The organism is Bacillus cereus (assembly GCF_015071065.1).
In the GTDB taxonomy this organism is placed as follows: Bacteria; Bacillota; Bacilli; order Bacillales; family Bacillaceae_G; genus Bacillus_A; species Bacillus_A cereus_BA.
This window is the reverse complement of sequence record NZ_VOVA01000009.1, coordinates 140,359-155,325: the sequence shown is the minus strand read 5'-3', so window position 1 is coordinate 155,325 and position 14,967 is coordinate 140,359. Positions and strand designations below refer to the sequence as shown.

Sequence of the window (14,967 nt, the reverse complement as noted above, 5' to 3'; positions counted from 1 at the left end):
CATCGCGTTTCAGCGACTCATATAATATATCATAGTATATTATTTTCGTCAACAAGTTTTTTTCGATAACTTGTATCTCTCATTTGCTGACTCTGCCTATTATATACACTTCCCTATTGCTATGCAAGTATTATTATAAAAAAATAAGAGGGGGAGAAATCCCCACTCTTATTCTTCAGAAGAAACCTCTTCGCTAATTTCTTCTTCTTCATCCTTTTGTGCTTTTGCTACTGTCGCTACCTCTTGCTCATCCCCTAATCGAATTAGACGAACACCTTGTGTATTACGCCCCATTTGAGAGATTTGATCAACTGGCATACGAATAATAACACCCGCTACTGTAATTAACATAATGTCTTCTTCACCTGTTACAGACTTAACCGCTACTAATTTACCGTTCTTGTCTGTAATGTTACAAGTCTTCAGACCTTTACCACCACGACTCTGTAGTCGATACTCTTCAACCGGCGTACGCTTACCATACCCGTTCTTCGTTACGATTAAGACATTCGTATCCTCTTCAACAATTTCCATACCTACTACTTGGTCCTCTTCGCCTAGTGTAATAGCTTTTACACCAGCTGCATTACGACCCATAGAACGTACATCCTGTTCATTGAAGCGAATTAACATACCATTGCTTGTCCCTACGATAATATCTTTATCACCAGATGTTAAACGTACAGAAATTAATTCATCTTCTTCACGAAGCGAAATTGCAATTAAACCGTTCGTACGTATATTTGCAAATGATGAGAGCGGCGTTCTCTTAGAGATACCTTGTTTCGTTGTAAAGAATAAGAACTGGTCGTCACCAAATTCACGAATTGGAATAATGGCGTTGATCCACTCACCCTTGTCTACCCCTAATAGATTAATAATTGGTATGCCTTTTGCTGTACGACTATACTCTGGAATTTCATATCCTTTTGTACGGTATACTTTACCCTTGTTTGTGAAGAATAAAATATGATCATGAGTAGACGTTGTTAATAAATGTTCAACAAAGTCATCATCATTCGTACCCATTCCTTGTACGCCACGTCCCCCACGGTTCTGTGTTTTGTACGTAGAAGCCGGTAACCTCTTAATATAACCATTATGAGTAAGTGTAATTGCGATATTTTGTTCTGGGATTAAATCTTCATCCTCTATAGCTTCCATACCGCCAATTGTAATTTCTGTTCTTCTCTTATCATTAAAACGTTCTTTTACTTCAGCTAATTCCTCGCGAATAATTTCAAGAACTTTTTCTTCGTCTGCCAAAATTGCTTTTAACTCTGCAATTAGCTTCATTAAGTCTTGATATTCTTGTTCAATTTTTTCACGTTCTAATCCGGTTAAGCGTTGCAAACGCATATCTAAAATCGCTTGCGCTTGTTTCTCACTTAAGCCGAAACGTTCCATTAAACCTTGTTTTGCAATATCAGCCGTTTTGGAACTACGGATTAAAGTAATAACTTCATCAAGATGATCTAAAGCAATTCGTAATCCCTCTAAAATATGAGCACGCGCTTCTGCTTTCTCTAATTCATAAGCAGTACGTCTACGAATTACTACCTTTTGATGCTCTAAATAATAATATAGATTTTGTTTTAAATTTAGGACTTGTGGCTCTCCATTTACTAGAGACAACATATTAATACCGAAACTTGTTTGAAGTGCTGTATGTTTATATAGATTATTTAATAGTACATTGGCATTGGCATCACGACGTACTTCCATAACAATACGCATACCATTTCGATCCGATTCATCGCGTAAATCTGTAATGCCTTCAATTTTCTTATCACGAACTAATTCTGCAATCTTTTCAATTAATCGCGCCTTATTAACTTGATAAGGTAGTTCTGTTACGATAATAGATTGTTTACCATTTGCTCTCTCTTCAATTTCAACTTTAGCACGAAGTATAATAGAACCGCGACCTGTTTCGTAAGCTCTTCGAATTCCACTTCGCCCTAAGATTAAACCTGATGTTGGGAAGTCCGGCCCAGGAATGTATTCCATTAATTCCGCGATAGTGATATCTGGGTTATGACTTAATGCCAACACACCATCAATTACTTCCCCAAGTTGATGCGGTGGAATGTTTGTTGCCATACCAACCGCAATACCCGTTGTACCATTTACTAATAAGTTAGGGAAACGCGCTGGTAATACAACTGGTTCTCTTTCAGAACCATCGTAGTTATCTTGATAATCAATTGTATTCTTTGTAATATCACGTATTAATTCCATAGAAATCTTAGACATTCTTGCTTCTGTATAACGCATTGCTGCAGCTGAATCTCCATCAACAGAACCGAAATTACCATGTCCATCAACAAGCATGTAACGTTGACTAAAATCTTGCGCCATACGTACCATTGTTTCATAAACAGCTGAATCACCGTGCGGGTGATACTTACCAATTACTTCGCCGACAATACGTGCCGACTTCTTATATGCTTTATCAGCTGTAATTCCTAAATCATTCATCGCATATAAAACCCTACGATGAACTGGTTTTAATCCATCACGAACATCTGGTAATGCACGAGATACGATAACACTCATTGCGTAATCTAAAAATGAGGTACGCATTTCATGACTAATATTAATTTCTCGAATTCGTGCTTGTTGTTGATTGTCTGACATCAACGAACACCTCCTCTTACATTTCCGTTACACATACATTGATTTATATGTAGAAGACAGGAATACTTAGATTCCTGTCATTACTCACTTAAATATCAAGGTTTTTCACGTATTTTGCATTTTCTTGGATAAAGTTACGACGCGGCTCTACTTTATCACCCATTAAAATTTCAAATGTTTCATCCGCTTCAATTGCATCTTGAAGGGAAACTTGAAGTAACGAACGTACTTCGGGGTCCATTGTCGTCTCCCACAGCTGGGTTGGATTCATTTCCCCTAAACCTTTATAACGCTGAATCCCAGGCTTAGGTTGAGTTGGTAATTCAGCTAGTATTTTTTCAAGTTCTTTATTATTGTAAGCATATTGAATTTTTTTACCTTGTTGTACTTTAAACAATGGTGGTTGCGCAATATATATATAACCACACTCAATTATTTGACGCATATAACGATAGAAGAACGTTAATAATAGGGTACGAATATGTGCACCATCTACGTCCGCATCTGTCATAATAATAATTTTATGATAACGGGCCTTCTCAATATCGAAATCCCCGCCAATATTTGTACCGATCGCTGTAATAATTGTACGCACTTCTTCATTAGATAAAATTTTATCTAATCGCGCCTTTTCAACGTTAATAATTTTACCTTTAAGTGGTAAAATCGCTTGAAAATGACGGTCACGCCCTTGTTTCGCAGATCCGCCGGCAGAGTCACCCTCTACGATGTAAATTTCACTGATCGCTGGATCTTTCGAAGAACAATCCGCTAATTTACCTGGTAAACTCGAAACTTCTAACGCACTCTTTCTACGTGTCAATTCACGAGCCTTTTTAGCGGCTACGCGCGCGCGCGCTGCCATAGTCCCTTTATCTATAATTTTACGTGCAACATTGGGGTTTTCCAGTAAGAACTTTTCAAAGGCCTCTGAGAATACAGACTCTGTAATCGTTCTCGCTTCACTATTTCCAAGTTTCGTCTTCGTTTGCCCTTCAAATTGTGGATTTGGATGTTTAATTGATACGATTGCTATTAAGCCTTCACGAACATCTTCACCAGTTAAATTACTATCGGCATCTTTTAAAATGTTATTTTTACGACCATAATCGTTGATTACACGTGTTAGGGCAGTTTTAAATCCTACCTCATGTGTACCACCTTCATACGTATGAATATTATTTGTAAATGAGTAAATATGATTTGTATATCCTTCGTTATATTGAAGCGCAACTTCAACCTGAATTCCATCTTTTGAACCTTCAACATATACAGGCTCTTCATGGATTGGTTGTTTTGAACGATTTAAATGTTCCACATAAGATTTAATTCCACCTTCGTAATGGAATTCTTTCTTTTGCTTATGTTCACGCTTATCTTCAATTGTTAATTTAATATTACGATTTAAAAACGCCAACTCACGCATACGAGTAGCTAATGTATCAAATTCATATTCTGTCGTCTCTGTAAAAATTTCTGTATCTGGCTTAAAGCGTGTGATTGTTCCTGTATGATCAGTTTCACCTATTACTTTTAAATCCGCAGCCGGGATCCCACGTTCATATTTTTGATAGTGTATTTTTCCATCTCGATGTACAAATACCTCTAATTCTGTTGATAAAGCATTTACAACAGATGCACCAACACCATGTAAACCACCAGAAACTTTATAACCACCACCGCCAAATTTACCACCAGCATGGAGTACCGTCATAATAACTTCTACAGCAGGACGTCCCATTTTTTCTTGTATACCTACAGGAATACCACGGCCGTCATCTGTTACAACAATACTATTATCTTCTTCAATACTGACATTAATTTCATCACAATATCCTGCTAAAGCTTCGTCAATACTGTTATCAACAATTTCCCATACAAGATGATGAAGACCTTTTCCACTTGTAGAACCAATATACATACCTGGACGCTTTCGAACTGCCTCCAGTCCTTCTAACACCTGAATCTGACTTTCATCATATGCGTTTTCCTGCATTTGTTTTTGTTCCATTGACACAAAGATCACCTACTTTTCCATTTAAACAGAAATTATTTCCTGTCTATTTCACAATCTACCGTGCCGTTCGTTACATGAATTGTTTTCGCTTCTTTCAATGTTTCGTGTTCAATTCCGTCGACACTCGTCGTGGTCACAAATGTTTGTACTTTTCCTTGAATCGTATTTAAAAGATGTGATTGACGATAATCATCTAGTTCTGATAACACATCATCTAATAAAAGGATTGGATATTCCTTAACCTCTGAATAAATTAATTCAATTTCAGCTAATTTTAGGGACAGTGCGGTTGTTCGTTGTTGCCCTTGTGAACCAAAGACCTGAACATTTTTACCATTAACGAAGAATTGTAAATCATCACGATGAGGACCAATTAAAGTTGTACCACGGAAAATTTCACGTTGTTTCACAGATTGAAAATTTTCATAGTATACTTCTTTTATTTTCGACAAATCCATTGATTCTGATACATCTACACTTGGTTTATAGATGATTTCTAACTCCTCTAATCCCCTGCTAATTCCTCGGTGAATTGGAGCAGCCCATTCTTGTAGTAAATGCAAAAACTCAAAACGTTTTCGCACAATTTTCGCACCATGCTCAATAAGTTGAAGTGTAAATACATCCAACATCGTTTCCTCATTTTTACTATTCCCTTGCATCTTCTTAAGTAAATGATTTCGTTGCGTGAGTACCTTTTGATATTGACTTAATTCATACAAATAGACAGGAGCTATTTGTCCAAGTTCCATATCTAAAAAGCGTCTTCGTACTTGAGGGCTTCCTTTTACAAGGTTTAAATCTTCTGGAGCAAACATAACAACATTCATTTCACCAATATACTGGCTCAATTTTTGCTGTTCTAACTGATTTAACTTTGCCTTTTTACCTTTTTTTGAAATATTTAATTCTAAGGATAAAGAACTATTTCGCCTTTGTAATCTACCTTTTATATTACCATAATCCTCATCCCAACGAATGAGTTCACGATCGTTCGAAGTTCTATGGGATTTCGCCATCGCCAATACGTAAATAGCTTCCATTAGATTCGTTTTCCCTTGCGCATTTTCACCAATAATTACATTGACTTTATCCTCAAAGGAAAGCTCTAAATGCTCATAATTGCGATAGTTTTTTAATTGTATTTCTGTAATAAACAAAGGGATCCCCCTTTATGCCTGAACTTGGAAAGTTCCGCTTCCCGGAATTTCAACAATATCATTTGCATATAACTTTCGGCCTCTTCTATTTTCAAGTTCTTGATTCACGTATACTTCATATTCTTGTAAGAACCATTTCACAGCGCCACCTGTATCAATTACATCAGCTAACTTTAAAAATTGTCCTAGTGTAATGTATTCTGTTGAAATCTTAATAAGTTTCATAAAATCGCTCACTTTCTGAAAGTGTTCATTCTTTCATTGTACTAAATAAACTAGCATTAGGAAAGTAATACCCTACAAATCAAATAAGGGTCACTAGTACCTTTACACTAGCAACCCTCAACCCTTACTTAGTAAGTACGTACCGGTAAAATTAATTGAATGATGGAATCATCATTCACTGTGCGAATTAAAAACGGTCTCATCGCTCCAGTAAAACTAACTTTAATTTCTGTACTATCTAAAGCTTTTAATGCGTCCATCATATATTTTGCACTAAAAGATATTTTTAATTCTTCTCCATCTACATTTTCACATTGAACCTCTTCTACTACTTTTCCGATTTCCGGTGCATTCGAAGAAATCTCTAACATCTGTTGTTCTAATGTTGATAATTTAACAACGTTGTTACGACCGTCTCTTGCTAATAGCGACGCACGATCAATTGCTTGTAAAAATTCTTTTGTATTTACAAAGATATCAGTCTTACTCTCGGCTGGAATTAAACGCGTTGTATCTGGATAATTCCCTTCTAACAATCTTGAGAAGAATAATAAATGTTTTGTACGGAATAATACTTGATACTCCGTAATAACGATATCTACCATTTCTTCAGATTCATCTAGAATTTTACTTAATTCACTTAAGCTCTTACCAGGAATAACGACATTCGCTTGAAATTCATCGGCAATATTATACCCTTCGATTTTTGCTTTACGAAGTGCTAACCTGTGACTATCTGTTGCAATGCAAGTTAGTTCACTGTTATATACCTTCCAGTTTACACCTGTCAAGATCGGTCTTGTTTCAGAACTTGAAACTGCAAATACAGTTTGACGAATCATGTGCTTTAGTAAATCTGTTGGAATTTTAAATACATGATGTTCTTCGATTTGTGGTAATAACGGATATTCAGCAGAATCTAAACCATTTAAGTTGAACTCTGATTTTCCAGATTTTATTTTTGTCATAAAATGATTTTCCAGAGAAATTTCGACAGTGTCTTTAGGTAATTTTTTTACGATCTCACTAAAATACTTTGCTTGTAAAATAATACTTCCTGATTGTTCAATTTCCACAATTTCTTTTCCAGCATCTTCAACTGGAATAAATGATTCGATAGAGATGTCTGCATCACTACCTGTTAAAGTGACTCCTTCTTCAGTTGCTACAATTTTAATTCCAGTAAGAATTGGAATTGTTGTACGAGAAGAAACTGCCTTCATTACATCTTGTACGCTTCTTACAAGATAATCTTTTTGTATTGTAAAACGCATAACGAAAACCCTCCGGTAAGTATCAGATTTTATTTATTTAATAAAGATAAAAAGTAGTAGTAATAGTAGTAGGGCTTGTGGATATGTGGATAACCCTGTTTAAAGATGTAAAAACAGTCTATCTACATGTGGATAGACTGTGCGTAAAATAAGCTAAGTTATTCACACTATTCAGCTACTACTATTTTAAAATATCCTTAATCTCTTCAACGTGCTTTTGCAATTGAGTATCCGTTTTTAGTAGCTTCGAAATTTTATCGTGAGCATGGATTACTGTCGTATGATCGCGACCACCAAATTCTTCACCTATTTTAGGTAAAGATGAGTCTGTAAGTTCACGTGATAAATACATCGCAATTTGGCGAGGGAATGCAACGGATTTTGTGCGTTTTTTTGCTTTAAAATCTTCTAATTTTACTTGATAGACGCCCCCGACAGCCTTTTGAATATCAGAAATAGAAATAATTCTAGGTATAGAATTTGGAATAATATTTTTAAGTGCTTCGGCCGCTAAATCAGCATTCATATCTTTGTTAATTAAAGATGAGTAAGCTACGACTCGAATAAGTGCACCCTCTAATTCACGAATGTTTGAATCAATTTGATTTGCAATATAAAGCATAACTTCATTTGGTATATCAAGACCTTCTGCTTTTGCTTTTTTACGTAAAATTGCGATTCTAGTTTCTAAATCCGGTGGCGTAATATCTGTAATTAAGCCCCATTCAAAGCGAGAACGAAGGCGATCTTCTAAAGTTGGGATTTCTTTTGGTGGTCTATCACTTGAAATCACAATTTGTTTACTTTCTTCGTGTAACGCATTAAATGTATGGAAAAACTCTTCCTGTGTTTGTTCTTTTCCAGCAAGAAATTGAATATCATCTATCAATAAGACATCTACATTACGATATTTATTACGAAAATCGATAGCTTTATTATCACGAATTGAGTTAATGAATTCATTTGTAAATTTTTCAGTTGATAAATATACAACTTTTGCATTCGGGTTGTGTTCAATTACATAATGCCCAATTGCGTGCATTAAATGTGTTTTTCCAAGTCCAACGCCCCCGTAAATAAAGAGCGGATTATAGGCTTTAGCTGGTGCCTCCGCTACAGCTAAAGAAGCAGCATGTGCAAAACGATTACCAGAGCCAATAACAAATGTATCAAATGTATATTTTGGGTTTAACATACTCTGTGGTAAGTGATTAGACTCATCATGTGCGTGTTTTTGCTTAACAGAAGGGAGATCTATATCCTCTTCTGCCTGACTTTGGGGAATGATAAAACGAATAGCTAGTTTTGCACCCGTTAAATCATAAAGTGTTTCGGAGATTAGTTCCGAATAATGAGATTCTAGCCAGTCACGAGCAAATTCATTTGGAGCTGTAATAGTTAATACATCTTTTTTCAAGTTATGAGCAGTTGTTGATTTTAACCATGTTTCATAACTTGGCTTGCTTACCTTTTTTTCTAATTCTTTTAAGGCACTATTCCATAAATCAGAGATATTTTCCAAAGGTGTCCCTCCTTTACAAAGATGGTAAAAGAATAAGGTTGCGCAACAATTGTACAACCTGTAAATATTTTCAATGCATATTTATACGAAACGTATTTTAAAATATAAAAACGTCGTTAGTATCCGAGATAGAGTTTTCGACAAAAAAACAAATGTGGACAACTATTTACCCACATGTGATTTAAACTATCCACATGTTATACACAAATTGTGGATAAAATAAAGGTGTGGAAAACTTATTCAAAGTGAAAACACAACTATAATATCAAAAAAAGGCAGCTATAGCAATGAATTTAAGAAAGTTATCCACAAAATCAATACCTTGTGGAATAAACTTGTCCACAATACGATATACTGTGTAAAAGTAAAAAAAGAGTTTGTGGATACAAAAAAGAGAAAATATATTTATCCACAAGGAAATATAGGGACTGTGAAAAAGTATGTGAATAGGTTAAAAATGAATATTTGATGAAAATTTCGAGAACCATTGACATTTTCCTATTTGATTTACTATAATTTATTAGACTGTCTTTAACAGATATTCCTCAGGGAGGTGTCATATAATGAAAAGAACTTACCAACCAAATAAACGTAAGCGCAGCAAAGTACATGGTTTCCGCAGCCGTATGAGCACAGCAAACGGACGTAAAGTGCTAGCAGCTCGTCGTCGTAAAGGAAGAAAAGTATTATCTGCGTAGACCACTGATCGTTCAGTGGTCTTTTTTTCTAATAATAATGAGTTTCCGCTGATGAAATACAGGAGTGTCAATTGATATGAAAAAAAAAAATCGTATAAAAAAGAATGATGAATTCCAGGCCGTTTTCCAAAAAGGACAATCGAATGCCAATCGCCAGTTTGTTGTATACAAATTAGATAAAGAAAAACAGCCGCATTTTCGCATTGGTCTTTCTGTTAGTAAGAAAATAGGAAATGCAGTAGTTCGTAATCGAATTAAGCGTATGATTCGCCAATCGATTATAGAATTAAAAGATGAGATAGATTCTGGAAAAGATTTTGTTATAATAGCAAGGAAGCCTTGTGCAGAGATGACATATGAAGAGTTAAAGAAAAGCTTAATTCATGTCTTTAAACGCTCTGGTATGAAAAGAATAAAAAAGTAGCGTAAGGAAATGAATTACACTATATACATACCGAAACAAGGAGGAGCAGGCTTTGAAAAAGAAAATAGGTTTATTAGCCATGGTTATTATGTTAATGGCAATTGCTACCGGCTGTAGTGAAACAAATCAGCCAATTACACCGAAAAGCACTGGGATTTGGAATGAATATTTCGTATACCCGCTTTCTCAGTTAATCACGTATTTTGCAAATTTATTTGGTAGTAATTACGGTTTAGCAATCGTTGTTACAACTCTTATCATTCGTTTTGCATTATTACCATTAATGATTAAACAAACGAAGAGTACGAAAGCAATGCAGGCGTTACAACCAGAAATGGTGAAATTAAAAGAAAAGTACAGCTCAAAAGATCAAGCAACACAACAAAAATTACAACAAGAAATGATGCAGTTGTATCAAAAAAATGGTGTAAATCCATTAGCAGGATGTTTACCAATATTTGTTCAGATGCCTATCTTATTCGCTTTTTATCATGCGATTATGAGAACGGCAGAAATTAGTAAACATACATTTTTATGGTTTGATTTAGGACAGGCAGATCCTTACTATATCCTTCCAGTTGTTGCGGCTATTACGACTTTTATTCAGCAAAAGCTTGCAATGGCAGGAACGGCTGGACAAAATCCTCAAATGGCAATGATGATTTGGCTTATGCCAATTATGATTTTAGTCTTTGCAATTAACTTCCCAGCAGCACTATCATTGTACTGGGTAGTTGGTAATATCTTTGGTATCGCTCAAATGTATATGATCAAAGGGCCTGAAATTAAGGCTAGTAAGGCAGGAGGATCAAGCAAGTGAGTATGATTACTGCTAAAGGACAAACAGTCGAGCTGGCAGTACAAGATGCTTTAAGACAATTAAATGCTTCGAAAGATCGAGTAGATATAAATATTATCGATGAGGGTAAGAGGGGGTTCCTGGGTTTATTTGGGAATCGCCCCGCTGTTGTAGAAGTTGTATTGAAAAAAGATCCAATCCAAGAATGTGAAGAATATTTAAAAAATGTTATTCAAAATATGGGTGTGGAAGTTGAGATTAGAAAAATTGTAAAAGGACGCGAAGTTGAATTTACAATTTCTGGTGAAAATATTGGTGTTTTAATTGGAAAAAGAGGTAATACGTTGAATTCTTTACAGTATTTAACAAAGCTTGTTGCGAATCGTAATACAAAGCAATATATTGGTATTACACTGGATGCTGAAAACTATCGTAGTAAAAGAAAAAATACGTTAGAATCTCTTTCCTATCGATTAGCAAAACAAGTAGTGAGTACGAAAAAAAGAGTTGTTCTAGAACCAATGCCTTCTTTCGAACGAAAAATTATTCATCAAGCATTATCTAATCATCAAAATATCATTACAACTTCTGAAGGAAAAGAACCACATCGGTATGTTGTAATATCTTCCAAGTGACCGGTTACTCAATTGAGTGCCGGTTTTTTTGAGGAGAAAATAAATGTGGATAACTAAAAAACACTAAACTTATCCACTGTGAATAAGTTTAGTGTTTTTTACATAAGGACATAATAAAATGAGTTATTATTCTTTTGTAGATAGGTTCGTTATGGTATCCTAATAATTTAGTGACGGAAAAAATTCATGTTGAAATAGAGATAAATAAGCAAGTGAGGTGAAAGGACATGGAATTTGATACAATTGCCGCAATTTCCACAGCACTTGGGGAAGGTGCAATTGCCATTGTTCGAGTAAGTGGGGATGATGCGATTGAGAAAGTCGATCGTATTTTTAAAGGGAAGGATTTAACACAGGTTTCTTCTCATACAATTCATTATGGTCATATTGTCGATTTAGATACAAATCAAGTTATTGAAGAAGTTATGGTGTCCATTATGCGTGCACCAAGGACTTTTACGCGTGAAAATATAGTAGAAATTAACTGTCATGGTGGACTTGTTTCGGTAAATAAAGTATTACAGCTTATTTTAGCGCAAGGAGTACGACTGGCAGAGCCTGGTGAATTTACAAAACGTGCTTTTTTAAATGGACGTATTGATTTGTCACAAGCAGAAGCTGTTATGGACTTAATCCGTGCGAAAACAGATCGTGCTATGAATGTAGCGATTAACCAAATGGAAGGACGATTATCTAAATTAATCGGCCATTTGCGTCAAGAAATATTAGAAACATTAGCTCATATTGAGGTGAATATAGATTACCCAGAATATGATGATGTAGAAGAGATGACGCATAATATTTTAATTGAGAAAGCTACACATGTCCGTGCTGAAATTGCAAAGATATTAGAAACATCGAAGCAAGGAAAGATTTTACGTGAAGGCATTTCTACCGCGATTATCGGTAGACCTAACGTTGGGAAATCATCGCTATTAAATAGTCTTGTTCAGGAGAAAAAGGCAATTGTAACTGATATTGCAGGAACAACTCGTGATGTTATTGAAGAGTACGTTAATGTGCGTGGTGTACCACTTAAACTTATAGATACAGCCGGAATTCGTGAAACGGAAGATATTGTTGAACGAATTGGTGTAGAGCGTTCGAAGGAAATGATGAGCCAAGCAGACTTAGTGTTAATTGTAGTGAATTATAGCGAGGCTTTAACAAATGAAGATGAGGATCTATTCCGTGCCGTACAAGGAAAAGATTTCATTGTTATTGTAAATAAGACAGATTTACCGCGAGAAATTGATATGGAACGTGTTACAGATTTAGCGGTAGGCAATCGTATTATTACAACATCTTTAATTGAGGAGCAAGGAATAGATGAGCTTGAAAAGGCAATAGCTGATTTATTCTTTGAAGGAACAATTGATTCTGCGGATATGACATACGTGTCTAATGCGAGACATATCGGATTATTAACACAAGCAGGAAGAACAATTAACGATGCAATTGAAGCGATAGAAAATGGTGTTCCGATTGATATGGTTCAAATTGATTTAACAAGAGCGTGGGAAATACTTGGTGAAATTACTGGTGATACTGTCCATGAAAGCTTAATTGACCAATTGTTCTCTCAATTTTGTTTAGGAAAATAAAGTAAAACTTTAATCAGAGATGATTTAGTAAGATAGAGGTTATTAGGAGGAATAAACAATGGGATACAATGCCGGTTTATATGATGTCATAGTAATCGGTGCAGGTCATGCAGGATGTGAAGCTGGTCTTGCGGCAGCACGAATGGGCTCAAAAACATTAATGTTAACAATTAACTTAGATATGGTAGCGTTCATGCCATGTAACCCTTCTGTTGGTGGACCAGCAAAAGGGATTGTTGTTCGTGAAATTGATGCATTAGGCGGAGAAATGGGACGCAATATTGATAAAACACATATTCAAATGCGTATGTTAAATACGGGTAAAGGACCAGCTGTACGCGCGCTTCGTGCACAAGCTGATAAATTCTCTTACCAGCATGAATTAAAGAAAACAATTGAAGAAACACCAAACTTAACGTTGTTTCAAGGTCTGGTAGAGCGTTTAATTGTTGAAGATGGTGTATGTAAAGGGGTAATTACACAAGCAGGTGCTGAATACACAGCGAAAACAGTTGTAATTACAACGGGAACATTTTTACGTGGTGAGATTATTATGGGAGATTTAAAATATTCAAGTGGTCCAAATAATCAGCAACCATCTATTACGTTATCTGAACACCTAGAGGAACTTGGTTTTGATCTTGTTAGATTTAAAACAGGTACACCTCCGCGTGTAAACAGTAATACGATTGATTATAGTAAAACAGAAATTCAACCAGGTGATGATAAGCCACGTGCTTTCTCTTTTGAAACGACAAAATTTATTATGGATCAAATTCCATGTTGGTTAACGTATACAAGTACAGAAACACATCGTTTAATAGATGAAAACTTACATCGCTCAGCTATGTATTCTGGTATGATTAAAGGAACTGGGCCTAGATATTGCCCTTCAATTGAAGACAAGGTAGTAAGATTTAATGATAAACCACGTCATCAAATTTTCTTAGAGCCAGAAGGACGCAATACGCAAGAAGTATATGTACAAGGCTTATCGACGAGCTTACCAGAAGATGTACAGCGTGCAATGCTTAGAACAATTCCTGGCCTGGAAAATGTTGAAATGATGCGTACGGGTTATGCAATTGAATATGATGCAATTGTACCAACTCAACTATGGCCAACACTTGAAACGAAAAAAATTAAAAATTTATATACAGCAGGACAAATTAATGGAACTTCTGGTTACGAAGAAGCGGCAGGACAAGGGCTTATGGCTGGAATTAATGCAGCATGTCGTTCTTTAGGTAAAAAAGAAGTTATTTTAGGTCGCGCTGATGCATATATTGGTGTTTTAATTGATGACCTTGTAACGAAAGGTACAAATGAACCATACCGTTTATTAACGTCTCGTGCAGAATATCGTTTATTATTACGCCATGATAATGCAGATCTTCGTCTAACTGAGGTTGGGCGTGAAATTGGTTTAATTAAAGAAGATCGTTATGAGAGATTTACAAATAAAAAACTACAAATTGAACAGGAAAAGGAACGATTAGAGAGTATTTTTATTAAACCGCGTCCTGAAGTTCAAGAATTAATTCGTAGTATTGGCGGAAGTGAATTGAAAGATGGAATACGTGCAAGTGACTTATTACGTCGTCCAGAGGTGACATATGAGCATATTCATCTTTTAGTACCGAGTGAATTAGAATTAAATGATGAAATTACAGAACAAGTTGAAATTCAGATTAAGTACGAAGGATATATCGAGAAATCTTTACAGCAAGTAGAGCGTATGAAGAAAATGGAAAACAAAAAAATCCCTGTGGATATTGATTATGATGCGATTTCTAGCCTTGCCTCAGAAGCGAGACAGAAATTGAAAGATGTTCGTCCACTTTCGATGGGGCAAGCTTCACGTATTTCTGGCGTAAATCCAGCTGATGTTTCCATTTTGCTTATTTACATTGAACAAGGAAAAATTGCACGAGTATCGAACCAATAACATAGTAAGGAGATATTGCTA

12 protein-coding genes are annotated in these 14,967 nt (G+C 35.6%); 6 read left to right on the top strand and 6 right to left on the bottom strand.

All coding sequences use genetic code 11. The annotated features are described in order from the left end of the window. Positions 1-168 precede the first annotated feature (168 nt). From gyrA to dnaA, 6 genes are all read right to left on the bottom strand, one after another. Positions 169-2,640, bottom strand: a complete 2,472-nt coding sequence (gene gyrA / locus FT637_RS20645; RefSeq protein ID WP_105587928.1) for a DNA gyrase subunit A — start codon at positions 2,638-2,640, stop codon at positions 169-171. Between the two features lie 88 nt (positions 2,641-2,728). Beyond that, positions 2,729-4,651 carry a DNA topoisomerase (ATP-hydrolyzing) subunit B gene (gyrB, locus tag FT637_RS20640; protein WP_193647884.1) on the bottom strand — a complete coding sequence of 641 codons (1,923 nt, stop codon included), beginning with the start codon at positions 4,649-4,651 and terminating at the stop codon, positions 2,729-2,731. Between the two features lie 38 nt (positions 4,652-4,689). Further along, on the bottom strand, positions 4,690-5,817 hold the full coding sequence (gene recF, locus FT637_RS20635; protein WP_193647883.1) for a DNA replication/repair protein RecF: 1,128 nt from the start codon (positions 5,815-5,817) through the stop codon (positions 4,690-4,692). 12 nt (positions 5,818-5,829) lie between these two features. Continuing rightward, complete coding sequence (yaaA, locus tag FT637_RS20630; protein WP_002016484.1) at positions 5,830-6,042, bottom strand: S4 domain-containing protein YaaA; 213 nt, start codon at positions 6,040-6,042, stop codon at positions 5,830-5,832. Between the two features lie 128 nt (positions 6,043-6,170). Then, positions 6,171-7,316: a DNA polymerase III subunit beta gene (gene dnaN / locus FT637_RS20625; RefSeq protein WP_193647882.1), complete on the bottom strand. Its 1,146-nt coding sequence runs from the start codon at positions 7,314-7,316 to the stop codon at positions 6,171-6,173. A gap of 181 nt (positions 7,317-7,497) precedes the next feature. Further along, positions 7,498-8,838 carry a chromosomal replication initiator protein DnaA gene (gene dnaA / locus FT637_RS20620; RefSeq protein WP_193647881.1) on the bottom strand — a complete coding sequence of 447 codons (1,341 nt, stop codon included), beginning with the start codon at positions 8,836-8,838 and terminating at the stop codon, positions 7,498-7,500. Between the two features lie 563 nt (positions 8,839-9,401). Here dnaA and rpmH point away from each other — a divergent pair. From rpmH to mnmG, 6 genes are all read left to right on the top strand, one after another. Beyond that, positions 9,402-9,536, top strand: a complete 135-nt coding sequence (rpmH, locus tag FT637_RS20615) for a 50S ribosomal protein L34 (protein ID WP_000831901.1) — start codon at positions 9,402-9,404, stop codon at positions 9,534-9,536. Positions 9,537-9,612: 76 nt separating this feature from the next. Beyond that, on the top strand, positions 9,613-9,960 hold the full coding sequence (gene rnpA, locus FT637_RS20610) for a ribonuclease P protein component (protein ID WP_002089963.1): 348 nt from the start codon (positions 9,613-9,615) through the stop codon (positions 9,958-9,960). A gap of 52 nt (positions 9,961-10,012) precedes the next feature. Next, a complete protein-coding gene (gene spoIIIJ, locus FT637_RS20605; protein ID WP_193647880.1) occupies positions 10,013-10,780 on the top strand; it encodes a YidC family membrane integrase SpoIIIJ in 768 nt (255 codons plus the stop codon). Continuing rightward, positions 10,777-11,394, top strand: a complete 618-nt coding sequence (gene jag, locus FT637_RS20600) for an RNA-binding cell elongation regulator Jag/EloR (protein ID WP_002166368.1) — start codon at positions 10,777-10,779, stop codon at positions 11,392-11,394. The genes spoIIIJ and jag overlap by 4 nt, the downstream gene beginning before the upstream one ends. Positions 11,395-11,621: 227 nt before the next feature. Then, entirely contained in the window at positions 11,622-12,998 is a 1,377-nt protein-coding gene (mnmE, locus tag FT637_RS20595) for a tRNA uridine-5-carboxymethylaminomethyl(34) synthesis GTPase MnmE (RefSeq protein WP_193647879.1), read from the top strand. Between the two features lie 58 nt (positions 12,999-13,056). Continuing rightward, the gene (gene mnmG, locus FT637_RS20590) at positions 13,057-14,946 is read left to right on the top strand and encodes a tRNA uridine-5-carboxymethylaminomethyl(34) synthesis enzyme MnmG (protein ID WP_193647878.1); all 1,890 of its coding nucleotides are present in this window, start codon (positions 13,057-13,059) and stop codon (positions 14,944-14,946) included. Positions 14,947-14,967: the final 21 nt, after the last annotated feature.

Excerpts from the sequence above, each read along its gene's own strand:
- rnpA (WP_002089963.1), top strand. The coding sequence starts at position 9,613 with ATGAAAAAAAAAAATCGTATAAAAAAGAATGATGAATTCCAGGCCGTT.
- mnmG (WP_193647878.1), top strand. The coding sequence starts at position 13,057 with ATGGGATACAATGCCGGTTTATATGATGTCATAGTAATCGGTGCAGGT.
- gyrA (WP_105587928.1), bottom strand. The coding sequence starts at position 2,640 with ATGTCAGACAATCAACAACAAGCACGAATTCGAGAAATTAATATTAGT.
- gyrB (WP_193647884.1), bottom strand. The coding sequence starts at position 4,651 with ATGGAACAAAAACAAATGCAGGAAAACGCATATGATGAAAGTCAGATT.
- mnmE (WP_193647879.1), top strand. The coding sequence starts at position 11,622 with ATGGAATTTGATACAATTGCCGCAATTTCCACAGCACTTGGGGAAGGT.
- yaaA (WP_002016484.1), bottom strand. The coding sequence starts at position 6,042 with ATGAAACTTATTAAGATTTCAACAGAATACATTACACTAGGACAATTT.
- dnaN (WP_193647882.1), bottom strand. The coding sequence starts at position 7,316 with ATGCGTTTTACAATACAAAAAGATTATCTTGTAAGAAGCGTACAAGAT.
- rpmH (WP_000831901.1), top strand. The coding sequence starts at position 9,402 with ATGAAAAGAACTTACCAACCAAATAAACGTAAGCGCAGCAAAGTACAT.